Below are 25,698 nucleotides of genomic sequence, written 5' to 3'. Positions count from 1 at the left end.
CGCCAGGTGCCTATTTTCGACGGCCAGAACGCGCTTGCAATGACCGCGTCCTACGACGTCTCCGTCGTCATCCCCACATATAATGAGGCGCTCGGCATCGAGAAACTGATCGTCGCGCTGACTCAAGAATTCGCGGACGCCGGCATCAACGGCGAGATCGTCATCGTGGACGACAACTCGCCGGACGGCACCGGAGCATTGGTGGATTCGCTCGCCGCGAAGTACCCGGTGCGTTGCATCCATCGCGCGGGCAAGCTCGGACTCTCTTCGGCGGTGATCGACGGCTGGGCCACGTGCACCTCGCCCATCATCGGCGTGATGGACGCCGACTTCAGCCACGATCCGGCGATCGTTCCCGCACTCATCGGAGCGGTCCAAAGCGGGCGGTGCGAGCTGGCGATCGGCAGCCGCTACGTCGCCGGCGGCGGCATCACGAATTGGCCTTGGCGGCGCAAGATCACGTCGCGCGTCGCGATCGCGCTCGCGCGTCCGTTGACGCCGGTGAGAGATATCACCTCCGGATTTTTCTTCTTCAAACGTCCGGTGATCGACGGCGTGAAGCTCGATCCCATCGGCTTCAAGATCGGGCTCGAAGTCATACTCAAAGGGAAGTATTCCGGCGTCAAGGAAATACCATATGTTTTCACCGATCGAACTGCAGGGACGAGCAAACTCAATAGTGGGGAGATCGTCAACTACCTGAAGCAGTTATCGAAAGTCTATTTCGGGGGCCGCACGTGAGCCCGACGCCCAACTGGCTGCGCAGACGCACGGCGCGGCCGCAACCCGCCGACGACAAGCTCTGGGAGATCTGTCCGTCGTGCGGCGAGCGCATCTTCATCAAGGATCTCGACGCGCGGCTGCACGTGTGCCCCAAGTGCGGGCATAACTTCAGGCTGTCTGCGCTCGACCGCATCGCGCTTCTCGCCGACGGCGATTTCGACGAGATCGGCGAGAACCTGGTCACCGGCGATCCGCTGCAATGGTCTGACCGCATCTCGTATCCGCAGAAGACGCAGAACGATCGCGCGAAGTCCGGCCTGCTCGAAGCGGTGCTCGTCGGTTTTTGCACCGTCGAACGCATCCCCATCGGTCTGGGCGTGATGGATTTCCATTTTCGCGGCGGCACCATGGGCGGAGTCGTCGGCGAGAAGGTGACGCTCCTTATCGAAGAGTGCGCGCGCCGGCGCGTGCCGTGCGTCATCGTGACCGCATCGGGCGGCGCGCGCATGGAAGAAGGCATGATCGGCCTCATGCAGCTCGCCAAGGCGAGTGCAGCCGTCGAACGGTTCGGCGCGCTCGGCCTGCCCCTTATCTCGATCCTCACCGACCCGACCACCGGCGGCGTGTCGGCGTCGTTCGGCTTCCAGGGCGACATCATCATCGCCGAGAGCGGTGCGGCGATCGGCTTCGCCGGCCGGCGCGTGATCGACCAGACCATCCGTCAAAAACTGCCCGAAGGATTCCAAGAGGCCGAGTTCCTGCTCGAGCATGGGCAGGTCGACATGGTCGTGCGCCGCGCGGACATGAAAGCGGCGCTCGCAAGCGCGCTGCGCTTCTTGACGACCCCCGCCGCCAAACCCAATGGAGCGGTCGAATTTATTCGACCGATACCCGCGTGAACGTCATCGTCGAGCTCGAAAAGCCGCTGCTCGAGCTTGAGGCCAAGATCGAAGGGTTGAAGAAGCTCAACGAGACCCAGCGCGTCGACTTCTCCAGTGAGATCCGCGCGCTTGAAGAAAAGGCCAGGACGCTCGAGGCGGAGATCTTCGGCAACCTCACGCCGTGGCAGCGCGTGCACCTAGCGCGCCATCCGCGCCGTCCGCTCGCATTGGACTACATCGCCAAGCTCGACGGCTTCGTCGAACTGCACGGCGACCGCATGTTCCGCGACGATCCGGCGCTCGTGGCCGGCTACGCGTTCTTGGGCGGCATACCCGTGTTCGTCCTCGGCCAGCAGAAGGGCCGAGATACCAAAGAGAACCTCTATCGCAATTTCGGCATGGCGCATCCGGAAGGCTATCGCAAGGCCGCGCGGATCATGCGTTTGGCGGAGAAGTTCAAGAAGCCGCTGCTCACGTTCATCGACACGCCGGGCGCATATCCCGGCATCGGCGCTGAAGAGCGCGGGCAGTCAGAAGCCATCGCCACCAACATCAAGTTGATGGCCGGGCTGCACACGCCGATCGTCGTCAACATCGTCGGCGAGGGCGGCAGCGGCGGAGCGTTGGCCATCGGCGTCGGCGACCATGTCGCGATGCTGCAGCACGCCGTCTACTCGGTCGCCTCGCCTGAAGCGGCATCGTCGATCTTGTGGCGCGACTCGACCAAAGCCGAAGAGGCGGCGTCGCGATTGCGCCTCACCTCGGAGGACCTCTTCGAATTCGGCATCATCGACGAGATCGTGCCTGAGCCGATGGGCGGCGCACACCGCGACCCCGCCAAGACGATCGATGCCGTGCTGGAAGCCGACAAACGCGCCTTGGCCAAACTGATGAGTTTGAGCGGGGATACGCTCGCGGACCGGCGCTACGAGAAGTATCGCAAGATCGGCGCGCACGAAGAGATGGTGCAAGACCGTGCGGCGCGGTAGCCTCGGCCACAAGATCAGCCGGTTGGCGGCACCGCCGCTCGGCCGCGGCGCGCGCAAGCAGCGCGAGCGCGGCATGCTGCGCGTCATGTCGGCCGCGGGCAGGATGGTCGCGCTGGCGGCGGTGCTGCTGGTGGCCGTCTCGTTCTCGGTTCAGGCCTGGCGCGTCGGCGCCCAGAACTATCAGCTGCACAAGCAGATCGACGCGGTCGAGGACCAGAACCGGCAGCTGACCGCCGAATCGGTCAAGCTGCGCAAGGACGTGATCCTCTCGCGCGATCCGGAGTTCCTCGTGCCGTTGATCCATGAGCAGCTCGGTCTCACCAAGCCGCACGAGGTCTTCATACAGGTGGCGACACCCGCTCCCAAATGACCCTTCGCGCGTGAAAGGTACCGTTGTCGCGTGTGGCCGTTATGGCTGCACCGTGCGCCTCGAAGACGGACGAATCGCCAGCCTGCCCTCATCGGATCCCGGCCACAAAGACGTACGCCGCACCCTCGCACAGCGCCGGCGGCCGCAATTCGAGTTTGCCGTCTCCGAGCAGGATGGCTGGCTGATACTGCGCCTCATGCCGGATGATGCATCGCCGGCGCCCGCCTCCCCGGACGTAGCGCCTGAGCGCGACTCGAGTCCGGCCCGCGACCTCGACGACAAGATCATCGAGTACCTTCGCCAGACCGAAGACTGGGATCCGAACGGCGCCATCGCCAGCCGTGCTCACGAGGCCAAACAGGCGCGCGCCGATCGACTGCTGCCGTTCGAGGTGCGCGCACGGCGCCAGTATCGCGAGTCGCCGAAGAAACCTCCCCGCCCGAAGAAAAAGCGCTAAGCCCGATGCGTGCAGCCGTCATCTCGGCCGGGAGCAACTCGTGCCGGTTGCTGATCGCCCGCATCGACGCCGACCAACCTCACGTCGAACATCACGATATCCGCATCACGCGCCTCGGCGAAGGCGTCAGCGCGTCGGGCGTTCTTTCGCCTCCAGCGATGGAACGCTCGCTCGCCGCCATCGAGGAGTTCGCGCAGCTCGGCAAGCAGGCGGATCGGCTCCTCGCCATCGGCACCGCTGCGCTGCGTGAAGCGAAGAATGCGAGCGACTTCATCGCGCGCGTGCGTCAGATAACCGGTGTTGAGATGCGCGTTCTCAGCGGAGAAGAAGAAGCCCGCGCTTCATTCGATGGTGCGCTGTGGGCGCTCGATCGCGCCGGGCGCACGCCGGCCGGCGCCGTGACGGTCATCGATATCGGCGGCCGCAGCACGGAGTTCGCATCGCGCGCGCAACCAGCCGATCGCGTCACGCTCGTCTCCTTGCCGCTGGGCGCCGTGCGCATGACCGAGCGCTTTTTCAAGCACGATCCGCCGCGCGCCGAAGAGCTCAACGCCTGCCGGACGGCGGTGCGCATGGAGCTCCACGCAGCCCCGGCCCAGTCCGTAGGAAACCTCGTCTTCGTCGGCGGCACGGCCGACACGACGGCACGCATGCTCTACGCGTATGACCCTACGTCGGCCGTCCACGTCGGCGCGGTGCGTCGAGCGGACCTCGAGGATCTGCTGCGCTTGACCTCGTCGCTGCCGCTCGAGCAGCGCAAACGTCTCCACGGCCTGCCCGAGTCGCGGGCCGAGATCTTTCCGGCGGGCTTGGCGATCATCGACGAGATAGTCTCGCGCGCCGGCGTGCAAGAGTTCACGGTCAGCGAGAGCGATCTCTTGGTAGGTTTTCTTCTCGAAACGATCAGAATGGGATGACCGGGACTCGAACCCGGACGCCCTTTCGGGCAACGGATTTTCGCACCACCATGGCTTTCGCCACCGCATCGCGTTCGTGGTCCGGACTGTGCCTTGACCATATCGTGACGCTCACGACGTAGGCCGCGCCCGTCCAGTCTCTACACCTTCCCCGTACGCGGGGCTTGGCTCGGCGTCGTCATGCCGTTCACTCCGGCGAAGAGTCCACCGACTTTGAGCGCATCCCGCAGGCGGTTTCCCATCCTACGGCTCCAATTGGAAGTCCGTTGTGTCTTCCGATTCCACCATCATCCCACGATGGTCGCCATTCCGTTAGCTCCGGCGGCCTTGAAACCCTCGACGGCCCGCTCTCACTTCAGATTCTGGACGACCGCGTCGCTCGTATTTGCGATCGACTTCATGACGTTTGACAGCGTATCGATCAGCTTCGAGCGCCGGTCCATAGTCATCTGCAACTGGAGCGACTGCGTTTCGCTCAGCTCGTTGAGGCTGTCGAGCCGGCTCTTGAGCGCGCCCGATGACGGCGACGGGCTCGGGCCGGGCGAGGATTTCGCGTTGTTGGCTTCGAGCTGATTCAGCGCTTGCATCTGACTGCGCAGCGCCGCCTTTTGTTTGTTGATCTCTTGGACGCCGTCCATGATCGACTGCAGGTCTTTGTCTTGATCCTGAGTGGCCTGCATCAGAACGATGAACGCCAGCGCTTCGATGTCCATACCGGGCGGAATGCCCGTGCCTCCGATCGACGGGGCGAAATGCGCGCTTATAGCGCTCTCGAGCTGCTGGAGGTTCACCGGCTGCCCGGCGATGCGTTGCGCCTCTTGGCTCGCCCACGACGCCGCCGAAGGGCGCAGATGCGTGATCAGTCCGACGTACTTCGCGGCCATCGGCGGCGGGATGGTCGGCAGAGCCGACGGCAGCGGCGCCGCGACGGCATGGGACTGCATCGTCCCGTTATTCGTCGCCGCGAGCGCGGGTATCGCCAGCGCTATCGCGGCGCCGATCACCAGAGCTATGCGCATCGCTCTCAACGGTTGACCGCTTCGATCGTGATCGAGATGTCCACGTCATCACCCGCCACGAACGTGCCGCCGGGCGTCTGCTGCGCCCAATTCAGCCCGAAGTCCTGACGTTTGATCGTCGTGCTCGCCGAATAGGCCACGCGCTGATGTCCGCGGCCATCCGTGGTCGTACCGTCGACGTGCCCCTGCAGCGTGACCGGTCTCGTCACCCCGTGAAGCGTCAGATCCCCGGTCGCAGCGAATGCGCCGTTCGCGCCCGGCACGATATTCGTGCTCTTGAAGCTCAACGTCGGGTACTTCGTCACATCGAGCCAATTCGAACTTTTCAGATCGGCGTCGCGATCCTGATTCCGGGTGTCGATGCTCGACGCGTCCAGCGTGGCGCTGATCGCCGTGGGCTGCCCATCTCCGGAAGCGGAAACGATGCTGCCCTGCTGGATCAGGATCGAGCCGCGCACGTGCGTCACGCCCAAGTGTACGACTGAGAATTCGGCGAGCGAGTGGCCGGGATCGATGGTCCAGGTGATGTCGGCGCGCGCCGGCGCGGGTTGCGTGAAGACGAGTGCGCCAAGCGCGAGTGCGCCGAGGGTGGCGAGGATCTGAAATCGCATCGGGTCGGGTTTCTCCGCACAGCAGCAAGGTTGCCCCGCACGCTCTTTCAGGGGCGGCGCTCCGGCGCCCTATCGCGTGACAGCCGCGTGCATGCTGCGCGCGCTGATCTCGGAACGGTCGCCGATCCAGCGAGCCGGCGGAATGGCCCAAAACGCCGCCATCGCATTGAGCGGACCCGCGTATTGCATCCGCAATGCCGCAAATCGCCGCCAGGCCTCGTCGTCAGCGTGGATGGACCAGCCGGCAGCCGACAGCTGAGCGCACGCCTGGTCGAACTCGCGGCGATCGATGCCGATCACATCGTCACCTTCAAGACGGAAGTAGCGGCTCAGGTCCCGCACCAGATGCACGCAGATGTTATGCAACAGCTTCGCTTGGCCGAGGTATGGGCTGTCCGCGATCGTCATGAGCAATGTGGCGGCGTCGAGCATCGCCCCCAGCGTGCCCACCCACGACTCGTCGTCGTGGCTGGAGCGGAAGTACGTGAGCGTCGGATATGCGAGATGCGACTCGAGCACCGAGGCGGCCCACGCTTCGGCCTCCCGCATGCTCGTCACAAGATCGTCGTATAGCTTGTATTTCCCGGCGCTCTCGAGGAAGGTGACGCCGGAGGCCGGGGCGCCTGCACGGCTGCCCATCATGACGATGAACAGCTCGCGCCGCTGGAATGCGCCGAAGATGGAGAAGATGAAGGAGATGATGAGTGCGAACAGCGCCAAACCCGTTGCGCCGGCGGCCAGTGAGAATAGACGCGTCATATCGCCGGTGGCGACGATGTCACCATAGCCGATCGTCAGCATCGACGCGCCCGCGAAATACACGGCGTCGAAATACGAGTGGATCGGGGGCTGCGTGTGCGCGCGCAGCGCGTAGAACACGAGGCCGTATCCGAGCAGCAGGCCGATCAGCCAGACGATGAGCAAGAGGACCAGGACGGCAGGCGCATAACGCCCCAAGGAATCTTCGCGCTTGTCCGGATCTTTGATCCCCAGCGCATACCATTTCCAGAGCCGCCACGTCAACCTGACCATCCCCACCGAGAGACGCAGCGTCGGCGAGACCATGCGAGGCACGACGACCGAGGCGAACACGTCGTACAGCATCAGGCCGACGACAAAAATGCCGGCCGCAAGCTCGAGCCACTGCCATTCGCTCATCCGATGCTACCCGGAAGCCACCGCGTCGCCGGCGGCGTACGAGGCGATCGCGTCCGCGGTCCGCCGGCCCGCGATGCCGTCCGCGACCGCCAGACCGTTGAGCGCTCCGAACTTGAAGCCGTGGCCCGAGCACGCGCTGACCAGCCACGACCGATCCAACCGCTCGACCAAGAAACGCTCTTGCGGCTGCACCGTGTAGAAGCACGTGCGCATCCCCTTGATCCGGTATTGATCGAAATCTCGCAGCGCGCGGCGCGCCTGCTCGAAGACCGCCTGCGCTTCAGGCAGCGCCGGCTCGCGGTCCGCATCTGGCTGGCCGGCCAAACTGAAGCGATGATCGCCGATCTTGAGGTCGGTGCCGCCGTAGGGCGGCACGAGGTAGAAGCCCGCGCCGTCAAGGTCCATGAGCATCGGTCCGTGCCGCCAATGCCCGGCATACTGCGCAGGCGGCTCGACGTACGCGACGACCTGCCGCGACGGCGTGACGCGCGACGCCATCGAGGGTAGCAGCCGGCTCACCCACGGTCCCGCGGCGATCACCAGCGCATCGCACGAGACCACAGACCCGTCGCGCATGACCGCGTGAGGCTGCTCCACATCGACCGACTCCACCGGCGTGTGCTCGACGAGTTCGACGCCGCGCGCGCGCAGATGACGCGCCAGCGCCTCGATGATGCGCGACGCGAACAGCTCGCCGCCGGATTCCAAGTGCAGCGCGTACCGCATGCCGTCCGTGCGCAGCATGGGAAAGACGCGCTCGATATCCGCCGGTGAAAGGCGACGCGCCTCGACGCCGATACGCGCCAGCGTGGCAGCGGAAAGATCGGTCCAGCTCGACTCGTCGCGCGCGATGGCAAGAGTGCCGGTGCGCGCGTACAGCGTCTCGCCCAGATCCGCCCACAAAAGCTCCCAGGCTTCGTATGCGGCGAAGACCATGCGCGTGTAGCCCATGCTCGCGCCGTATGGGAAACGGATGAGCCGGTTCTGATCCACGGACGATCCGAGCGGATTTGGGATCGGGCCTTGCTCGTACACGGTGACGTCGTGCCCGTCGCGCGTGAGCGCCCACGCGGACGACAATCCGTTGATGCCGGCGCCGATGACCGCGATCTTCATCGCGGCCTGCATTCAAGGCGTGCCGCGTCGACCCTGTTCGACAGGCTACGACGCGCGCAGCCGCTAACCGTTGTCCATGGCGCTGGCGGTTAACGACCACACCGTTCTCAAGAGCGTGCGCGCGGTCTGTCCGCGCTGTTTCGCCGACGATCCGGCGTTCGACCCGCAATGGCCCGCCGACATCGCAGACGGCCACCTGGTCGCGCGCGACGGCAAGGTCTACCTGCGCCGTTACTGCCGGCGCGGTCACGGCGAGGTCTGGTCGCTGTACGAAGAAGACTTCGAGCTGTGGCAGTATCTGCAGCAGTGGCGCGTCCCCACCAAGATCATCAACCCCGACACGCGCGAGATCTTCCCGGTGCCGACCGGCTACGAGCACGGCCTCGGACCCGCGCATCTGCAGCACACCTGCATCTTCTTGCTCGACGTCACGTCGCAGTGCAATCTCTCATGCCCGGCGTGTTACGCGGGCTCTGGACCCGAACAGACGCAGTACATGCCTCTCGAGAGCATCATGCGCGCGGTGCGGACGGCTATCGATCGCGAAGGCGGGCGGCTTGACGTCGTGATGATCAGCGGCGGCGAGCCGACGGTGCATCCGCAGATCATCGAGATCCTGCGCGCTATCGCTGCGCTGCCGGTCACCCGGGTGCTGCTCAACACCAACGGCATCCGCCTGGCTGCTGACGGCGAGCTGACGTCGTTTCTCGCGCAGCATCGCGGACGGATCGAGATCTACCTCCAGTACGACGGCCAGCGCGCCGACACGCAGCTGTATCTGCGCGGCCAGGATCTGCGCGAGATCAAACGGCGCACCCTCGAACGCCTCTCCGCCGCAAAAGTCTTCACCACGCTGGTCATGGTGGTGACCCGGCAGAACCAGGATCTGATCGGCGAGGTCATGGACACCGTGCTCGACACGCCGTTCGTCGGCGGTGTGATGTTCCAGCCGGTGTTCGGTTCGGGCCGGGCGCCGCGCTTCGACAGCATGGACCGGGTGACCGCCACCGGCGTCTTGCGGCGTATCGACGAGCAGTGCGCGCGCGTGCGTGCCGACGATCTCATCGCGCTGCCGTGCAGCCATCCGGACTGCTGCTCGATCGGCTACCTGCTCAAGGGCAAAGACGAAGCCTATCAGAGCCTCGCACGGCTGGTCGGCCACGACGTGCTGCGCCAGAACCTCGGCTTGGTCGGCAATACGATCGCGTTTGCGGACACGTTGGCGGTCGTGCGCGACGCCCTCGCCGGCATCATGTCCGAATCCATGACGCTGTCGCGCCCCGAGCTGGTCGTGCACCTGTCAACGCTGTGCTCGGCGTGCGATTTCGGCGGCGTCGCCGGCCTCATCGCCGCGGCGTTCCGCAAAGAGTCGTCGCATGATTTCGTCGGCACGCGCGTCAAACGAGTGACCATCAAGCACTTCATGGACGCGGATACGCTCATCGCCGAACGGCTGGAGCAATGCTGCGTCCACGTCGGCAGCGCGGGCAACGATCCGGTGCGCATGCCGTTCTGCGCCGCCCGCCTTTTTCCCAAGGTCCGCGCGAAAGCGCTCGAAGGAGCGACGACGCGCGCGGAGGTAGCGCACTATCATGGCTCTTGACGCGCCCGAACTCGATCCACGCGTCCGACGCGGCGAGATGGTCGAGGGCTGGGCTTTCACGTTCTGCAAAGCGGCGTTCTTAGCGCTGCTGTTCGGCAGATACACGCTGCTGGCGACCGCGGGCATCGCGACGATCCTCTATCTGTACGCCGGGGCGTCGGGCGTGCGCGAATGGCGCTGCTTCGTGAAGCCGCCCTGGATCGTCATCGCGATGGCTGGCATCGCAGCCTTCCAAGTGTACTGGTTGTTCTTCCGTGCCTGACGTCACGCCAAGCGGGTCGCCCTGCCCCAATTGCGGTCACAGCGTGCCGCCGAACGCTCCCGTGTGCCAGCATTGCGGCGCGCTGAACGTCTCGCCGGAGAGACAGGGTCATATCGCCAAGAAAAACCGCACGTGGCTGGGGATCATGCTGGGGCTCGTCGGCTGCGCGGTCGTCCTGCCTCTCGTCGTGGCGCTTGGCGCCCTGGCGATCTGCAGCGGGCTATGGCATAACTATCACTAAGGAAGGAGCGGCGCGATGATCTTGTCAGCGACCTGCTACGCGCTCGGCTACCTGGCCGGCCTGGCGGCGTTCGGCTACATGGCGCGCCGCCGCGGCATCGCCACCTCCGGCATCTGGATGCTCATGAGCGCGGGCTTGGTCGGCGGCTTGGCGGGCGCCAATCTCACGCAGCTCATCGTCACAGGATCGCCCGGCAAGACGCTGCTCGGCGGCGTCGTTTGCGGCTACCTGGCCGTCGTGCTCCTGAAGCGCTATCTCGGCATCGTGCGCCCCACCGGCGATCTCTTCGCGATGGCGCTGGCCGCCGGCGAAGCGATCGGCCGCTGGGGCTGCTTCTTCGGCCAATGCTGTTACGGCAAGATCGCGTCGCATCTGCCGTGGGCGGTCTATGAGCACGGGGCATATCGCCACCCCACGCAAGCGTACCTTGCGCTCGCCGCGACCGGCGTCTTCATCGTGCTCTGGCAGCTGCACGAGAAACCGCTCCCCGAGAATGCGTTGTTCTATCTGCAGGGGATGCTGCTGTGCACCACCCGTTTCGGCATCGAGTTCTTCCGCGAGGGACCGGTCATGCTCGCGGGGCTCACGCTCGCGCAACTCGCCTGCATCGCCGGTCTGGCGTTTTTCGGGTATAAGATGATAGAACTCGTCAGCAAAGAGATGGCGCCATCGAGACCTGCGCTCACACCGGCAACCACGTGAAGCCGTTCATTTCGGCGCTCTGCGGCGCGTTGTTGCTGCTCGTAGCCGCGGATCGCGCGCCCGCGCAGCCGGCGACCGCCTCACCGAGCAGCAGCTTCGCCATAGGCAACATGCGCTTCGACAAATACGGGCCAGCCGCCGATCCAGGTCCCGCGCTGATTCTCATACCGGGTCTATCCATGGGCGCGTGGGAGTGGCAGAGCACGATCTCGGCGTTCGCCGTCGATCACACCGTGTACGCCGCCACCCTCGACGGATTTGACGGCACGCAGCCGGCGGCAGGTCCCTACATCCCGCAAGCGGACAACGCGATCGTGCAGCTCGTGCGCAAGGAGAATCTCAAAGCGCCGGTGCTCGTCGGCCACAGCATAGGCGGTCATCTCGCGCTGCGGCTGGTCGAAGAGCACTCCGATGTCTTCGGGGGCGCGGTCATCGTGGACGAGACGCCCTACTTCCCGCCGCTCGCGGCCGGGCAGACCGCGCAACAGCGCGCGCAGGGCATCGCGGACCTCGCCGAAGGCATACAATCAGCGCCCGATTGGTTGTACGACGATCAGACGCGTTCGACCGCAGCATCGATGGTCAACGACCCCGCCCAGGCAGACAATATCGCCCAGCACTCGCTGCGCAGCGACCGCGCCACGCTCGCCGGTGCGACCAGCGAGATGTCGCTCGAGGACCTGCGTCCGGGGCTTGCCAGGATCACCGTGCCGGTGATGGTCATCGCGCCGGTCTCAAGCCAAGCGCCATACATGAACGAGCAGCTCCGCGCGCTCACGCCCGACCAGCTCACGGCGACGATACGTAACTATTACGCCTCGCAGTACGACGGCGCAAAGACCGTCACCGTGCAGACGATCGCCAACTCGAAGGACTTCGTGATGCTGGATCAGCCGGACGCGCTCAACGCGGCCATCAAGAATTTCCTGAGCGGCCTGCAGCGTTAGATCCCAGGCGGCACCGCCCGCGCGATGGTCGTGCCGCGCAGGTCGCTCATCCAAAAGCCGCCGCCGTCGTATGCGAGCGAGACATAGCCCTTATCGTACTGCTCGACCAGCTCCGGGTCGTCGGCGCCGGCGTCAAGCCGTCCGATGTCGGACATGCCTTTTCGCATGCGCAGATTCAGCCACAAGGTCGGGCCCATCCAGTGCAGGCCCACCACTTCGCACGGCAGCTCGATGATCCGGTCGGCCTGGCCGTCCGCGGACAGCTGCATGACGCGATGCTCGTAGCGCTGGCCAAGCCACAGATGCTGCCCGTCCCATGCGAGCTGAGATCCGGTATCGCCCGGACAGCGCAGCACGCGCTCGTCCCAGCTCCGCCGTGCGATCGAGAAGGTACGGATCGTCCGGTCATCGGTGTCCGGATCGCTCACCACTGCGGTGATCGAGCCATCGAGATACAGCAAGCCGACCATGCGGCCGGGCGCGGGAAACGTCTCGACGGCGACCGCATCGGCGCCCAATCGCATGAGCGTGCGCGACTCCCAGTCGCCGGCCCACAGCGACGATCCGTCCCAGGCGAGCCCGACGACGCTGGGGGCGGGCTTGGGAAACGTATGCGTGATCATGCAGCGCGCGTTCTTCATGACGCCGTCGGACACCGTCCGCCGGCAGGGTTCGGGACAGCCGGACCGAGAAAACAGAGAGATTCCCCATCGGGCGGCCGCGAGGTCGCCTTCGTTCTGGAGCCGCCTCGACTTTGAAGATCGTCGTCACCGTCAAACAAGTGCCCGATACGAACGCCGAGAAGACGTTCGATCCTACCACCAAACGGTTGAACCGCAGTTCCATCGAGAACGTGCTCAACCCGTTCGACGAATACGCGATCGAAGAAGCCTTGAGGATAAAGGAAGCGCAAGGCGGCGACACCACCGTCACCATCCTCACCATGGCGCCGCCCAGCGGTGCCGACGTCGTGCGCAAAGCGCTCGGCATGGGCGCCGACAACGCGGTGCTGCTCTCCGACGATGTCATCGGCGGCAGCGACACCATGGCCACCTCCTACGCCCTCGCGCTCGCGATCAAGAACATCGGCTTCGACCTCGTGCTATCGGGCACGCAGAGCACCGACGCGATCTGCAGCGTCGTGCCCGCCGCCGTGGCCGAGCACCTCGGCGTTCCGTGTCTCACCTACGTGAAGAAACTGACCATCGCCGGCGGCTCGGTCGAAGCCCAGCGCGAGACCGAGAGCGGCTACTTGCGCGTGCGCGCGCCGCTGCCCGCGCTCGTTTCGGTGACCAAATCGATCAACGAGCCGCGCTACCCGACCCTCAAAGGCATCATGGGCGCCAAGAAAAAGGAGCTCAAGACCCCGACCCTTGCCGACATCGGCGCCGAAACGAGCAAGCTCGGCGACGCCGGCTCGAAGACGGCGGTCGAAGCGTTCGCGCCCGTCGGAGCGCGCCAAAAGGGCGCCGTCATCACCGCCTCGGATCCAAAAGAGGGCGCCAAGCAGATCCTCGATTTCCTCATCGCGAAGAAAGTCATCTGAACGCCGATGAAAGCCGTGCTCGTATTCGTCGAACATGAAGATGGCGCCATCCGGCGCATCGGCCTTGAGATGTGCACGCGCGGCGCCGACGTCGCCAAAGAGCTCGGCGTGCCGTCGGCGGCCGTCGTCCTCGGTGCGGGCGCCGGCAAGGCCGCGGAACTGCTCAAATCCACGCCCATCGACGCGATCTACGTCGGCGAGGATAATCAGCTCGACAGCTTCCTCAGCGATCCGGCCGTGGACGCGGTCGAGGCGCTGCTGCGCGAGCTCGGCCCCACGCTGGCGCTGTTCCCGCTGACCAATCTCGGCAAAGACATCGCCGCGCGCATCGGCGTGCGACTGTCCGCCGGGGTCATCACCGACGCGACCGACATCGCGGTGAAGGCCGGCGCGGTGAGCGTCCAGTCGCCGAAGTTCGGCGGGTCGGTCATCGCGACGATCGGCTTCAAGAACTCGGAGTATGGCGTCATCACCTGCCGTGCGAACAGCTTCATCGCGCGGCAAGAAGCCGGCAAGGGTGAGGTCAAACAGTTTGCCAGCCCGGCTGGGAAGACGTACGCGGCGAAAGTCGAGGAGAAGGTCTCGCAAGAGGCTGGCAAGCTCGGCGTCGAAGAGGCGAGCATCGTCGTCTCAGGGGGCCGAGGACTGGGCGGTCCCGAACACTTCGACATCATCGAAGCGCTTGCGGATGCGCTGGGCGGAGCGGTCGGCGCGTCGCGCGCGGCCGTGGACGCGGGGTGGATCGCGCATTCGCACCAGGTCGGCCAGACCGGCAAGACCGTCTCGCCTCAGCTCTACATCGCGGTGGGGATCTCGGGCGCGATCCAGCACAAGGTCGGCATGCGGTCGGCGGGCACCATCGTCGCGATCAACAAAGACCCCAACGCGCCGATCTTCGAATTTTCCGACCTCGGGGTGGTCGGCGATCTGTTCCAGATCGTTCCTGAACTGACCAAGCTGGTCAAGGAACGCCGCGCCAACGCCTAGCGTTGATACCATAGGAGTCGCATTGCGCCGTATCTTCATCATCCTGTGCCTGCTCGCGTGCAGCATCGCCGCCTTTTCGCAAGCGCCGAGCGCGCTGGCCAAGGGCAAGCCGGCGGCTTCGAGCCCGGTGCCCTCGGCGTCGCCGACCGAAAACCCGCTCGATCGCATCAAGACGCTGCAGCAGACGATCAAGGACAATCCGAACGACAAAGACGCCCACGAGGAGCTGGGCGTGCTGCTCATCGACCAAGGCCAGCCGAGGGACGGCCGCGATCAGCTTGAGGACGCAGCGCGCTTAGGAGCCAACGACGCGCAGCTCTGGTTCTTCATCGGTGTGGCGAACCGCCAGCTCAACGACATGGCCGACGCCGTGACCGCGTTCGAGAAGGCGGAGCTCGCCGATCCCGGCAACGAGGCCGTTCTCTCCAGTCTCACGGACGCGTATCTCTCGGTCGGCCGGATCGATGACGCGATGAGGGTCGCCAACCGCGCCGTGGCCTTGCATCCGAATGAGGCGTTCGGCTATCTCGCGCTCGGTACGGTGCAGCTCGACAAGGGCGACTACGACGCCGGCCGCGTCAACGTCATGAAGGCCATGGCGATCGACCCCAAAGATCCGCACGAGCACCTCGTGCTCGGGCGATCCTATCTGGCCGACAAGAAACCCGATCCAGATCTTGCCATCGCGCAGTTCGATATCGTGCTCCAGACCGACCCGAAGAACGTCGACGCGTTGCATTCCAAAGCCGAGGCCTTGGGGCTGAAGAACGACATCGCCGGCGCGGCAGCGATCCTGACGCAGCTCATCAAGCTGAACCCGACCGCGGTCGAGCCCGAAGACGATCTGGCCGAGATGTATCTCTCGAAGAACATGCTCGACCAGGCGCGCGCATCGTTCGCGACGGCTGAGAAAGATCACCCCAAGGCGACCGAGCCGTACGTCCTGCAAGCCGAGTACGACCAGACCCAGAAGCATTACGCGCAGTCCGCTGCGGAGTACGAACAGGCGCTGGCGATCGCGCCCGATGATCCGCGCATCCTGTTCGAATACGGCCGCCTGCAGCTCTCGAATCTCAAGAACCCGCAAAAGGCGCTCGACCAGTTCGACAAGATCCTCGCCAAGGATCCGAACAATCCCGACGCGCTGTTCTTCGCCGGCGAGGCGTATGGCTCGATGGGCAAGTGGATCCAGGCGCGCGATGATTTCCAGAAGACGTTCGAGATCACGCACTCGGCGACCGCGCTGTTCAACTTGGCCGTGGTGCTCTACACGCTCAAGGACTACCGTTCGGCGCGCGACGCGTTTGCCGCCATCGCCACGCACCAAGACCCGAAGCACCCGGACGCGCAGGTCTGGTTCTTCCTCGGCGACGCGAACCGCATGCTCGGCGACAAGCCGGACGCGATCGCGGCGTATAAGAACGTCCTGGCGATCCAGCCCACGGGCGATATCGCCGCCAAGGCGCACACCTACATCAAACAGCTCTCCCAATAGCTGTAGCGGTCGAATTTATTCGACCGGTTCGCCGGAGTCGGCGCTGTAGCGGTCGAATTTATTCGACCGTGCTCGACGTCATCTACGACAGCCAGTTCGCGGAGCATCTCACCGGCGAGGATCATCCGGAACGTCCGGCGCGCCTTCGCGCGCTCATCGACGGCCTCACCGAAGGCGGCTGTCCGCCCGACTCGTACCAGCTGCCGACGATCGTCGATCCCGGCGCGCTGGCGCGCGTGCATGACCCCGCCTACGTCGCGCTCGTCGAACGCGTCTGCGAAGCGACGCCGGACTATTTCGTCTCGGAGCTGCCGACCGGCGACGCGATGGTCGGCCACGACTCGTATCACATCGCGCTGCTCGCCGCCGGCGCCGCGGTGGATGCGGCCAGCCGCGCACGTCCGGACCGGCCGATGTTCGCCCTTGTCCGCCCGCCCGGGCACCACGCCGAACCGGCGCGCGGCATGGGTTTTTGCCTGCTGAACAACGTCGCGATCGCCGCGCAGGCCGCTCGGCTGCGCGCGGGCGCCACGCTCGTCGTCGACTTCGACTATCATCACGGCAACGGCACCCAGGCGTGGGCGGAGCGCGCCCTCGGCGACGGCGGCGCGCCGCTCGGCTTCATCTCGACGCACGCCTATCCCGCGTACCCGGGAACGGGCGCGTTCTCCGAGTCGCGCCGCACCGATAACGGTTTCGTGATCGACATCCCGCTGGATCTGAGCACGCAGACGCACGATTTCATCGGCGTATGGTCGATGCTGCTGCCGCCGCTCGCCGCCAGGATCAGGCCCAAGACGATCGTCGTCTCGACGGGGTTTGACTTTCTCGAGGGCGACCCGATCGCCGGGCTGCCGGTGGGCATCGAGGCAGTCGGAGCGCTGTGCGCGCTGCTCGGCGAGACCGCGGCCGATCACGGCGCCGGACTGGCGTTCGTGCTCGAAGGCGGCTATTCGCTGCCCAACCTGCATGCCAGCGGCCGCACGCTCGCGCGCTCGTTCGGTGCGGATGCGAACCGCGTGCACGTGCCCGAAGGCCGCATGCCGCACGATCAAGATCTGCGGGCGATGATCGAGGACGTGCTCGGTTGGGTCAGGCGCTGAGCTACAGCGAGGCGCCGATGTGCGCCAGTTCGCGCGCCGGCAGATCGCCGACCATGATGAAGTTCAGACCGCCGGCGTTCCAGCTCAGCAACGTCTGACCGCTAAGCGACGTGTACTTGCCGTCCTGTTTGCCGACCGTCACCGACTTGGGGGTCGGATCGTCGAACGACGGATACCGGCCCGTCGGATTCTCGAACAGCGAGAGGCTCCGTAGTCCGTCTGAATAGACGAACTGCACCGTCTGCACGCCGCCGCGCGTGGTCGTCGAGCCCTTTTCGAATGTGAACCCATCCGGCAGCTCGCGGGGCCCGACAGGCTTGAACGACAGGCCGCTCGTCAGCGAGTCCATCGCCGAGGTCGAGGCTCCGTAGTCGGCGCCGGGCGTGAGCGTCATGCCGGCCGGCACCGTCATCTTGAACAGATCGTCGGGCAGATCTTTGACGAAGCGGATGGCGTCGAACTCGGTCTTGGCCGCGATCGTGCCGTCCCCGTGATAGCTCTCGCGCCGCAAGATGATCCCGGTGGCGCTGTCGATCCATACGCGCAATGCGAGCGTGTGCGAGTGACTGGAGATCAGCGAGAGCGTGCTCGCCGTGCGCCCGGCGATGTTCGCGTGATCGCCCGCCTGGACCGTATAGTTGCGCTTGATGCGCCCGATGTCCAAGGAGGTCGCGAACGGCGCCAGCGACGCCCAGTCGTTTGAGAACACCTTGCCGGTGGTCGGCTCGTATTCGTAGGCGACCGACTCGTTGCTGATGATGAGCCGGCCATAGGCATCCGCGGGCGCGACGTACCACAGTCGCCAGTCGTTAGGCGCCTTGTGCTCGATGCGCACGACGGTGGCGCTGGTGGAATTGCCGCCGTAGACGACCGTCGTCACGGTGCCGGAGAACGATACGTGATCGTCGGCCGTGACGGCGTTCTGCAGCAGCGTGTACCCGTCGGCTGCAGCGGCTCGCGCTTGCGAAGCGCCGCCGGCGAATATGACAGCGGCTGCCCAAAGCGCGAGCAGCGCGAGACTAGGGCGCACCGGCCTGCGAGCTCTTGGCGTTCTCAGAGGTCAGCACGTATGCGGACCAGCTGCGGTCGCTTGACGGCGAATCCAGCGTCTGCGCGACGTGCTGACGCACGAAATAGGAAGAAGACAGCCCGGATGACGCCGGGTGCAGCAGCGGGCCGTAGCGCAGCACGCCGGCCGCGATGAGCACGACGGCTGCGGCGGGAGCCAAGACGGCGGGCCGAAGCGCCGCGCGCACGCGGTCAAGGAACGTCGGCGCCGAACGCCCGCGCACCGACTGGCGCACGGCAGCCACGACCGACATGGGCAGTTCGTGCTCTTCCGAATACGCGTAGCGGATCGAATCGGTCAGGTCGAGCTCGGCCTGCCACGCCGCGCGGCATTCGACGCACGACTGCAGGTGCTCGTAGACGAGCGCATCCTGCGCGTCATCGAGCTCGTGATGCGCGTAGTCGGTGAGCAGTTGTCGGCAATCGGAGCAGTTCATCGGGTCGAGGTCCTCACGTCGTGGCTGGTGCGTGGCAATAGCGGGCGTCGCGCGTCGGCGCAGACTCCCTCTGTTAGAGGAACGCACGTACGGGCCGATGCGTTCCCGCGAGGTGAAACACGGCGGGCGCGTACCGCCGGACGGACCGGGATCATGCCTGAAGCCCTCGCGAGGCGTGCTCGCGCTCGAGCAGGCGGCGCAGCTGGGCCCGTGCCCGGTGCAGGCGCGAGCGGACGGTGCCGATCGAGCAGCCGATCACGTCCGCGATCTCCTGGTACGAATACTCCTCGACGTCGGCGAGCAGGATGACGCTGCGCTGCTCCGGGGTGAGCGCTTTGAGCGCGCGCTCCATACCCGCTGAGAGCTGGCGCTCGTGCATGGATTGGATGGGATCGTGATGCGGCGCGACCTGTTCGTGCGGTTGGTTGTCGTCGGGCAGCGGTTGCGCGAAGACGCCTTTGCGCCGGCGCAGCTCGTCGCGGTAGAGATTGGTGACGATCCGGTAGATCCACGCCAGAAATGACGTGCCGGGCCGAAACGACTGCCAGGCGCGGAAGACCCGGATGAACGCCTCTTGCGTGAGATCGCGTGCGTCGGCCTCATTGCCGGTCAAGCGGTAGGCGTAGTTGTACGTTTGACGCCCGAACTTGGCCATCGCGTCCTCGAGGAACGCGACCTGCTCGGGCGTGGGCGGCGTCGTTGGGCCGGCGGCGCGAGCGCTCACCGCGCCGGCCCCTCGGTCCATGGAGCGGTCGAATTCATTCGACCGCTAGATCGTGCCATGCTCCGCCGCCGCCACGACGTTGCGCAAAAGGATGGAGGTCGTCACCACGCCCACGCCGCCCGGCACCGGCGTGACCGCCCCAGCGATCTGGGCGACCGCGTCGAAATCGACGTCGCCCACGACGTGGCCCTCGATGAGATTCGTGCCGACATCGACGACGGCCGCACCGCGCTTGAGCATGCTCGCGCCGACGAAACGCGGCTTGCCGATCGCGGCCACAAGTATCTCGGCGCTGCGGCAGATGGCTTCGAGGTCGCGCGTGCGCGAATGGCACAACGTGACGGTTGCGTCCGCCGAGGTCAGCATGTAGGCCACCGGACGCCCTACCACCGCAGATCGCCCGATGACGACCGCGCGCGCTCCGGCGATCGCCGGCAGATCCGGCTCTCGTAGCAGCTCGATCACCGCAGCGGCCGTCGCCGGCACGAAATGCGGCACGCCTTGCGCGAGCAGGCCGAGCGACAGCGGATTTGCAGCGTCGACGTCTTTCTCCGCGGGGATCAAGCGGTTGATCTCGTACAAGTCGAGCGCCGGAGGCAGCGGGCGCTGCACGATCATGCCGTGTATCTTTGGATCGGCGGCGGCGCGCTCGATCGCGGCGACAAAGCCGCGCGTACCCTCGCGCAACGTCATAGTGTCGATGCTGACCTCGACGCCGATCTTTGCGCCGACCTTGAGCAGGCTGTTCGCGTAATACGCACCCTCGGCATCGCCTTCGCCGACGAAGCATTTGCAATGCGGTACGATCGCGGCATCGCGCAGCGCCGCCGCTCGATTGGCGACGTCGTTGCGGATGCGCTCGGCGATTGGGCGGCCTTCGAGCGTTCGTGCGGGCATATGGCTACGGTGTTCGCTCTGTGGCGCGTTCGGCCTTGACCACCGCGACCTCGGTGAGGATGCCGATCTGGGCGAGCAGATCGTCGAGCCGGCGCTGATATGACGCCGCCAGGGCGGCGTCTTTGAGTCCTTTGACGTTGATGCGGATATTCAATGCGGCGCCGCGCGCGGCGGCCTGCGCGAACAGCGCCGCGCAGCCCGCATCGCTGATCGCGTTCGGGTTGCCGGCATCCACCAATTCCATCGCGAGGCGCGACGTCTGCAGGCCGAGCTCGACGACGTGCATCGGCGCGTCGGTGGCGCCCACCAGCGCGTTTTGGATCTCATCGCTGCGCGCGGCACGTTCGGCATCGGTGGATTTCGGGAGTTTGTAGGCGGCGCTGACGCGATCAAACGCGCTGACGTCGTCATGGATCGCCGTGAGATATGCATCTGACAGTCGAGCAGCTTCATCTGCGATCGCCTTCATACGAGGAGCGAGCGCAGCATACTTGGCCGAGTCGCCGGTCAAGCGCGCGACCATGCCCGCAAGGCTCGCAGCGAGCACGCCGATGACGGCGCTCGCGCTACCGCCACCGGGAGTGGGAGCAGCCGAGGCGAGGGCACGCGCGTATGCATCGATGCCAAGTGTCGAAAGCGTCACAAGCGCCCATTCAATCCGCCTCGGGCCGAGCCCTCGGGCGAGGATTTCCGCTCCGTGAACCCAAAATGACGCCGCCTTATCTTCCCCCCTCTCTGGAGGTCCATCAAGCTTGTCTACGACGCAGCTCAAGACGGCCGCTGGCGCGAGCGACATCAAAGACCCTGGGCTCGCCGCGGAAGGCCGGCGGCGCGTCGCATGGTCGGCGGAGAGCATGCCCGTGCTCGCGGCCATCGGCAAGCGTTTTGCCGAAGAGAAGCCGTTCAAAGGCGTGCGCTTCGGCGCGTGTCTGCACGTCACCACTGAGACCGCCAACCTCATGTTGGCGCTCCAAGCCGGCGGCGCCGAGATCGCGCTGTGCGCGAGCAATCCGCTGTCGACCCAAGACGACGTCGCGGCCACGCTCGCGGTCGATCATGGGATGCGTGTGTTCGCGGTCAAAGGCGAGGACAACGCCCGCTATTACAGCCACATCGAGGCGGCCATCGCCACCGATCCGCAGTTCACCATGGACGATGGCTGCGATCTCGTCACCACGCTCGTGACCAAACATCCGGGCAAGTTGGCGGGCGTGATCGGCGGCACCGAAGAGACGACCACCGGCGTCATCCGTCTTCATAGCATGGAGAAAGACGGCGTCCTCAAGTTCCCGATCATCGCGGTCAACGACGCGCTCACCAAACATCTTTTCGATAACCGCTACGGCACGGGTCAGTCCACCCTCGACGGCATCGTGCGCGCCACGAATACCTTGCTCGCCGGCAAAGTGATCGTCATCGCCGGCTTCGGCTGGTGCGGACGCGGCATCGCGGCGCGCGCTCGCGGCATGGGCGCGCAGGTCGTCGTCACCGAGATCGATCCGACCAAAGCGCTTGAGGCGGCGATGGAAGGCTACGCGGTCATGCCGATGGGCGAGGCGGCGTCGCGCGGCGACATCTTCATCACCGTCACCGGCAATACGGGCGTATTACGCGAAGAGCATTTTCGGGCGATGAAGAACGGCGCGTTGGTCGCCAACAGCGGCCACTTCAACGTCGAGATCGACATCGAGGCGCTCGAACGGCTCGCGGAAGGCGAGAAGACCAAGCCGCGCGAGTTCGTGGACGAGTACCATATCGGCGACGGCCGCACGATCTGCCTGCTGGGCGAAGGCCGGCTCATCAACCTGGCGGCGGCGGAGGGTCATCCGGCCGCGGTCATGGACATGTCATTCGCCAATCAGGCGCTTTCGGCTGAGTATCTCGTGCGCCGGCGCGGCACGCTGCCGCCAACGGTCATCTCGGTCCCGCAAGAGATCGATGCAGAAGTCGCGCGCCTCAAGCTCGCCGCGCTCGGCGTGGGCATCGATACGCTCACCGCGCAGCAGCAGCGCTATCTCGCTTCTTGGAACGAAGGAACGTAACGCTTCATATGGCCGCACATCATACGAGACTGTTCACCTCCGAAAGCGTCACCGAGGGCCATCCCGACAAAGTCGCGGATTCGATTTCGGACGCGGTGCTCGATGCGATCCTCGCGCAAGACCCATACGGGCGCGTCGCGTGCGAGACGCTCGTGCTCACGGGCCAAGTGCACGTGGCGGGCGAGATCACCACATCGTGCTACATCGACATCCCGCGCATCGCGCGCAAGACCATCCGCGACATCGGCTACGCCGGCCCGCGGTTTGGCTTCGATGGCGACACGTGCGGCTTATCGATCTCGATCGACGAGCAGTCTGCAGATATCGCACTGGGCGTGGACCAGGCGCTTGAAGTCAAAGGCGGAGCGGCATCGGGCAGATCGGCCGCCGAGTCCATCGGCGCCGGCGACCAAGGCATGATGTTCGGCTTCGCGTGCACCGAGACCGAAGAGCTGATGCCGATGCCGATCGTGCTCGCGCATCGGCTGACCCAGCGGCTGGCGGCGGTCCGCAAACAGGGCGTCGTGGATTTTCTCGGGCCGGACGGCAAGACGCAGGTCACCGTTGAGTACGACGGCTTCAAACCCGTTCGGATCGACACGATCGTCGTCTCGGCGCAGCACGCGGAGGGCTACCCGCTGGAGACCATCCGGGAGAACATCATCAGCCAGGTCATCAATCCGGCTATCGACGGCCGGCTGCTCGACGCGAACACGAAGATTCTGGTGAATCCCACGGGCCGCTTCGTCATCGGCGGGCCGCTCAGCGATGCAGGGTTGACAGGCCGCAAGATCATCGCCGACACGTATGGCGGCATGGCGCGGCACGGCGGCGGCGCGTTTTCCGGCAAGGATCCGACCAAGGTCGACCGTTCGGCGGCCTACGCCGCGCGCTGGGCCGCCAAGAACGTGGTCGCCTCAGGCCTGGCGGATCGTTGCGAGATCCAAGTCGCGTACGCGATCGGCGTGGCCAAGCCCGTTTCGGTCTACGTCGACACGTTCGGCACGTGCGTCATCGACGAGTGGCGCCTGGGCGAACTGGTGCAAGAGCACATCGACCTGCGTCCTGGCGCCATCATCGAACGCTTCGACTTGCGCCGGCCGATCTACAGTCAGGTGTCGTGCTACGGCCACTTCGGTCGCCCGGAGCTCGATCTGCCATGGGAGCGCGTCGACCTCGCGGCCACGCTGCGTGAAGCCGCTGGCATCAAGGTCGAACAAGTAGTGTAGTAGCGCGTTCTTCGAACGCGCATGTAACAGCGTTCTTTGAACGCGCACACAAGATGTAGTCCCGCGCTCTCGAGCGCGGGCGTTCCCCTCGCCACCGTCGAAGGCCCCGCCAGATGAACGCACCTGAACGTTTCCTCGCGGCTTGCGCGAGCAAGCCCGTCGATCGCACCCCCGTGTGGATGATGCGCCAGGCGGGCCGCTATCTGCCTGAATATCGTGCCGTGCGCGAAAAACTGGACTTCCTCACGCTGTGCAAGACCCCCGAGCTCGCCGCGCAGGTGTCGCTGCAGCCGATCGACCGTTTCGGCATGGACGCGTGCATCGTGTTCTGCGACATCCTCATCCCCGTCGAGGCGATGGGCGTGCCGGTGACGTTCGGCGATGGCGGACCGCAGCTCGAGCGGCGCGTGCGCACGCGCGCCGACGTGGACGCGTTGCGGGTACCCGATCCGCTCGTGGCCACGCCGTTCGTGATGGAGACGCTGCGGCTGTGCAAGCGCGCCCTTCTCGACCGCGCCGCCCTCGTCGGATTCACCGGCGCGCCGTTCACGTTGGCCTCGTATATAATAGAAGGCGGAGGTTCGAAGAACTTCGCCGCGACCAAAGCGCTGATGTACTCGCAACCAGCCACCTTCCACGCGCTGCTCGACAAACTCGCCGCTACGGTCGCCGAATACGCGGCGGCTCAGGTGGCCGCCGGCGCTCAGGCCGTGCAGGTCTTCGACACGTGGGCCGGTGAGCTCGAGCCGTGCGCCTTCGACGAGTTCGCACAGCCGTACCAAGCCCGTGTCATCGAGCGCATCCGGGCGTGCGGCGTGCCGGCCATCCTCTACGTCAACGGATGCGCTGGCGTGCTCGAATCGATGGCACGCACGAGAGCGGACGTGCTCAGCATCGACTGGCGTCTCGCTCTCGGCGACGCGCGCGCAAGAGTCGGCAGCGGCGTCACGTTGCAAGGCAATGTCGACCCGACCGTGCTGTTGAGCAACCCGGTGCGGACCGCGGAGGCCGCCTTTGCGACGATGGAGGCTGCGGGCCCGATCGGCCATATCCTCAATCTGGGTCACGGGATCTTGCCGCAGACGCCGCTCGAATGTGCCGCGGCGTTCGTCGACGCTCCCAAAGCGAATGCCTGACGTATCAGGCGTCGTGCTCGCCCAGCTCGGCGGCCCCGAGACGCTCGACGACGTGCGCCCCTTCCTCTACAATTTCTTTATCGATCTCATCCCCGACAACATCCCCGTGCCGCCGCCGCTCATCAAGCCGACCGCGTGGCTGATCTCGACCCTGCGCGCTCCGTACTCACGCCGGCTCTACGCTTCGATCGGCGGAGGCTCGCCGCTGCGCGCGCAGAGCGAGCTGCAAGCGCAGGCGCTGCGCGACGAGCTGCGCCGGCGCGGACATCAGATGCCGGTCTACCTCGCCATGCGCAACTGGCGCCCGTACTCGGAAGACGCGCTGCGCGCCGCGCGTGCAGACGGCGTCACCACGCTCGCCTTCGTACCGCTGTACCCGCAGTATTCGTACTCGACCACGCGCTCCAGCCTCAACGAGCTGCGCCGCGTGATGCGCGCGATGAGATTCGAACCAGACTTGCGCGTCGTTGACCAGTATTGCGAGGACCCCGGCTACCTGACCGCCCTGGTCGACGTCACGCGCCGCTGCCTCAAAGATTTCGCGGCACCGCCCGAACGCATCCATCTGATCTTCTCGGCGCACGGCTTGCCGATGCGCTACATCGAGCGCGGCGATCCGTACCTGGATCAGGTGAGGAAGACCGTCGCCGCGGCGTGCGCGCGGCTCGCGCACCCGGGTCCAACGCACCTTTCGTTCCAGAGCCGGCTCGGCCCGGAGAAATGGCTCGAACCCGCCACGGAAAAACTGATCGAGCGGCTCGCCGGAGAGGGAGCACGCGCGATCTGCATCGTGCCGGTCGCCTTCGTCACCGAGCACGTCGAGACGCTCAACGAGATCGACATACAGTACGCGGCGGTCGCGAAGGAGACGGGCATCCAGGAATTCATGCGGGCGTGCGCGGTCAAGTGCCATCCCGCCTACATCACCTGTCTCGCCAATTTGGCGGAGCGAGCGCTCGCATGAGCGCTCCCTTTGAGAATCTCGACGTCGCGGTGATCGGCGGCGGAATCTCGGGACTCGCGGCCGCTCACGCGTTG

The 25,698-nt window shown here is 65.7% G+C and carries 29 protein-coding genes; 19 read left to right on the top strand and 10 right to left on the bottom strand.

Features of this window, described 5'->3' with window-relative positions:
* Window positions 1-39: 39 nt before the first annotated feature.
* Genes VKF82_12405 through VKF82_12380 form a run of 6 tightly spaced genes read left to right on the top strand, consistent with a single transcriptional unit; the run spans window position 40 to window position 4,337 of the window.
* Window positions 40-741: a polyprenol monophosphomannose synthase gene (locus VKF82_12405; protein ID HME82857.1), complete on the top strand. Its 702-nt coding sequence runs from the start codon at window positions 40-42 to the stop codon at window positions 739-741.
* Window positions 738-1,622 (top strand): acetyl-CoA carboxylase, carboxyltransferase subunit beta, encoded by an 885-nt coding sequence (accD, locus tag VKF82_12400; GenBank protein HME82856.1) that lies wholly within the window; start codon window positions 738-740, stop codon window positions 1,620-1,622. Before VKF82_12405 ends, accD begins: the two co-directional genes overlap by 4 nt.
* Window positions 1,619-2,593 carry an acetyl-CoA carboxylase carboxyltransferase subunit alpha gene (locus VKF82_12395; GenBank protein ID HME82855.1) on the top strand — a complete coding sequence of 325 codons (975 nt, stop codon included), beginning with the start codon at window positions 1,619-1,621 and terminating at the stop codon, window positions 2,591-2,593. Before accD ends, VKF82_12395 begins: the two co-directional genes overlap by 4 nt.
* Window positions 2,580-2,963, top strand: coding sequence for a septum formation initiator family protein (locus tag VKF82_12390; protein HME82854.1), 384 nt, complete (start codon window positions 2,580-2,582; stop codon window positions 2,961-2,963). Before VKF82_12395 ends, VKF82_12390 begins: the two co-directional genes overlap by 14 nt.
* 10 nt (window positions 2,964-2,973) lie before the next feature.
* Complete coding sequence (locus tag VKF82_12385) at window positions 2,974-3,420, top strand: hypothetical protein (GenBank protein ID HME82853.1); 447 nt, start codon at window positions 2,974-2,976, stop codon at window positions 3,418-3,420.
* Between the two features lie 5 nt (window positions 3,421-3,425).
* Complete coding sequence (locus VKF82_12380) at window positions 3,426-4,337, top strand: Ppx/GppA phosphatase family protein (protein ID HME82852.1); 912 nt, start codon at window positions 3,426-3,428, stop codon at window positions 4,335-4,337.
* A 350-nt stretch (window positions 4,338-4,687) separates the two neighbouring features.
* Here the strand turns inward: VKF82_12380 and VKF82_12375 are convergent, their stop codons facing one another.
* From VKF82_12375 to VKF82_12360, 4 genes are all read right to left on the bottom strand, one after another.
* Window positions 4,688-5,365, bottom strand: coding sequence for a hypothetical protein (locus VKF82_12375; protein ID HME82851.1), 678 nt, complete (start codon window positions 5,363-5,365; stop codon window positions 4,688-4,690).
* Window positions 5,362-5,967 carry a YceI family protein gene (locus tag VKF82_12370; GenBank protein ID HME82850.1) on the bottom strand — a complete coding sequence of 202 codons (606 nt, stop codon included), beginning with the start codon at window positions 5,965-5,967 and terminating at the stop codon, window positions 5,362-5,364. Before VKF82_12370 ends, VKF82_12375 begins: the two co-directional genes overlap by 4 nt.
* A 69-nt stretch (window positions 5,968-6,036) precedes the next feature.
* Window positions 6,037-7,125 carry a potassium channel family protein gene (locus VKF82_12365; protein HME82849.1) on the bottom strand — a complete coding sequence of 363 codons (1,089 nt, stop codon included), beginning with the start codon at window positions 7,123-7,125 and terminating at the stop codon, window positions 6,037-6,039.
* Window positions 7,126-7,131: 6 nt separating this feature from the next.
* Window positions 7,132-8,241, bottom strand: coding sequence for an FAD-dependent oxidoreductase (locus tag VKF82_12360; GenBank protein ID HME82848.1), 1,110 nt, complete (start codon window positions 8,239-8,241; stop codon window positions 7,132-7,134).
* A 76-nt stretch (window positions 8,242-8,317) separates the two neighbouring features.
* On the opposite strand from VKF82_12360, the gene VKF82_12355 reads away from it, so the two are divergent.
* Genes VKF82_12355 through VKF82_12335 form a run of 5 tightly spaced genes read left to right on the top strand, consistent with a single transcriptional unit; the run spans window position 8,318 to window position 11,996 of the window.
* Window positions 8,318-9,844, top strand: a complete 1,527-nt coding sequence (locus VKF82_12355; protein HME82847.1) for a radical SAM protein — start codon at window positions 8,318-8,320, stop codon at window positions 9,842-9,844.
* Window positions 9,834-10,106 carry a hypothetical protein gene (locus tag VKF82_12350; GenBank protein HME82846.1) on the top strand — a complete coding sequence of 91 codons (273 nt, stop codon included), beginning with the start codon at window positions 9,834-9,836 and terminating at the stop codon, window positions 10,104-10,106. The genes VKF82_12355 and VKF82_12350 overlap by 11 nt, the downstream gene beginning before the upstream one ends.
* A complete protein-coding gene (locus tag VKF82_12345; protein HME82845.1) occupies window positions 10,099-10,347 on the top strand; it encodes a zinc-ribbon domain-containing protein in 249 nt (82 codons plus the stop codon). Before VKF82_12350 ends, VKF82_12345 begins: the two co-directional genes overlap by 8 nt.
* 15 nt (window positions 10,348-10,362) lie before the next feature.
* A complete protein-coding gene (locus VKF82_12340; protein HME82844.1) occupies window positions 10,363-11,049 on the top strand; it encodes a prolipoprotein diacylglyceryl transferase family protein in 687 nt (228 codons plus the stop codon).
* Window positions 11,046-11,996, top strand: coding sequence for an alpha/beta hydrolase (locus tag VKF82_12335; protein ID HME82843.1), 951 nt, complete (start codon window positions 11,046-11,048; stop codon window positions 11,994-11,996). The genes VKF82_12340 and VKF82_12335 overlap by 4 nt, the downstream gene beginning before the upstream one ends.
* Here the strand turns inward: VKF82_12335 and VKF82_12330 are convergent.
* On the bottom strand, window positions 11,993-12,652 hold the full coding sequence (locus VKF82_12330; protein ID HME82842.1) for a hypothetical protein: 660 nt from the start codon (window positions 12,650-12,652) through the stop codon (window positions 11,993-11,995). The genes VKF82_12335 and VKF82_12330 overlap by 4 nt on opposite strands.
* Before the next feature lie 98 nt (window positions 12,653-12,750).
* Here VKF82_12330 and VKF82_12325 point away from each other — a divergent pair, with 98 nt between their 5' ends.
* The 4 genes from VKF82_12325 (at window position 12,751) to VKF82_12310 (ending at window position 17,127) form a co-directional block, all read left to right on the top strand.
* On the top strand, window positions 12,751-13,542 hold the full coding sequence (locus VKF82_12325; protein ID HME82841.1) for an electron transfer flavoprotein subunit beta/FixA family protein: 792 nt from the start codon (window positions 12,751-12,753) through the stop codon (window positions 13,540-13,542).
* Between the two features lie 6 nt (window positions 13,543-13,548).
* Window positions 13,549-14,529, top strand: a complete 981-nt coding sequence (locus VKF82_12320; protein HME82840.1) for an electron transfer flavoprotein subunit alpha/FixB family protein — start codon at window positions 13,549-13,551, stop codon at window positions 14,527-14,529.
* A 22-nt stretch (window positions 14,530-14,551) separates the two neighbouring features.
* The gene (locus tag VKF82_12315) at window positions 14,552-16,024 is read left to right on the top strand and encodes a tetratricopeptide repeat protein (protein ID HME82839.1); all 1,473 of its coding nucleotides are present in this window, start codon (window positions 14,552-14,554) and stop codon (window positions 16,022-16,024) included.
* A 68-nt stretch (window positions 16,025-16,092) separates the two neighbouring features.
* Entirely contained in the window at window positions 16,093-17,127 is a 1,035-nt protein-coding gene (locus tag VKF82_12310; GenBank protein HME82838.1) for a histone deacetylase, read from the top strand.
* A 1-nt stretch (window position 17,128) separates the two neighbouring features.
* On the opposite strand, the gene VKF82_12305 is transcribed toward VKF82_12310, so the two are convergent.
* From VKF82_12305 to VKF82_12285, 5 genes are all read right to left on the bottom strand, one after another.
* Complete coding sequence (locus VKF82_12305) at window positions 17,129-18,157, bottom strand: sigma-E factor regulatory protein RseB domain-containing protein (protein HME82837.1); 1,029 nt, start codon at window positions 18,155-18,157, stop codon at window positions 17,129-17,131.
* Window positions 18,147-18,632, bottom strand: coding sequence for a zf-HC2 domain-containing protein (locus VKF82_12300; protein ID HME82836.1), 486 nt, complete (start codon window positions 18,630-18,632; stop codon window positions 18,147-18,149). The genes VKF82_12305 and VKF82_12300 overlap by 11 nt, the downstream gene beginning before the upstream one ends.
* 151 nt (window positions 18,633-18,783) lie before the next feature.
* The gene (locus VKF82_12295) at window positions 18,784-19,377 is read right to left on the bottom strand and encodes a sigma-70 family RNA polymerase sigma factor (protein HME82835.1); all 594 of its coding nucleotides are present in this window, start codon (window positions 19,375-19,377) and stop codon (window positions 18,784-18,786) included.
* Between the two features lie 24 nt (window positions 19,378-19,401).
* Window positions 19,402-20,253: a bifunctional 5,10-methylenetetrahydrofolate dehydrogenase/5,10-methenyltetrahydrofolate cyclohydrolase gene (locus VKF82_12290; protein ID HME82834.1), complete on the bottom strand. Its 852-nt coding sequence runs from the start codon at window positions 20,251-20,253 to the stop codon at window positions 19,402-19,404.
* A gap of 4 nt (window positions 20,254-20,257) precedes the next feature.
* Window positions 20,258-20,896 carry a cyclodeaminase/cyclohydrolase family protein gene (locus tag VKF82_12285; GenBank protein HME82833.1) on the bottom strand — a complete coding sequence of 213 codons (639 nt, stop codon included), beginning with the start codon at window positions 20,894-20,896 and terminating at the stop codon, window positions 20,258-20,260.
* A 109-nt stretch (window positions 20,897-21,005) separates the two neighbouring features.
* Here VKF82_12285 and ahcY point away from each other — a divergent pair, with 109 nt between their 5' ends.
* The 4 genes from ahcY (at window position 21,006) to hemH (ending at window position 25,624) form a co-directional block, all read left to right on the top strand.
* Window positions 21,006-22,295 carry an adenosylhomocysteinase gene (gene ahcY / locus VKF82_12280; protein ID HME82832.1) on the top strand — a complete coding sequence of 430 codons (1,290 nt, stop codon included), beginning with the start codon at window positions 21,006-21,008 and terminating at the stop codon, window positions 22,293-22,295.
* A gap of 8 nt (window positions 22,296-22,303) precedes the next feature.
* Complete coding sequence (gene metK / locus VKF82_12275; GenBank protein HME82831.1) at window positions 22,304-23,524, top strand: methionine adenosyltransferase; 1,221 nt, start codon at window positions 22,304-22,306, stop codon at window positions 23,522-23,524.
* Between the two features lie 113 nt (window positions 23,525-23,637).
* Window positions 23,638-24,660 carry a uroporphyrinogen decarboxylase gene (hemE, locus tag VKF82_12270; protein ID HME82830.1) on the top strand — a complete coding sequence of 341 codons (1,023 nt, stop codon included), beginning with the start codon at window positions 23,638-23,640 and terminating at the stop codon, window positions 24,658-24,660.
* Entirely contained in the window at window positions 24,653-25,624 is a 972-nt protein-coding gene (gene hemH / locus VKF82_12265; GenBank protein HME82829.1) for a ferrochelatase, read from the top strand. The genes hemE and hemH overlap by 8 nt, the downstream gene beginning before the upstream one ends.
* The last annotated feature ends 74 nt before the right edge of the window (window positions 25,625-25,698 follow it).

The organism is Candidatus Eremiobacteraceae bacterium, assembly GCA_035314825.1.
Lineage (GTDB): Bacteria > Vulcanimicrobiota > Vulcanimicrobiia > Eremiobacterales > Eremiobacteraceae > JAFAHD01.
Note: the sequence above shows the minus strand (reverse complement) of the source record. Positions and strands in the feature narration are given on the sequence as shown.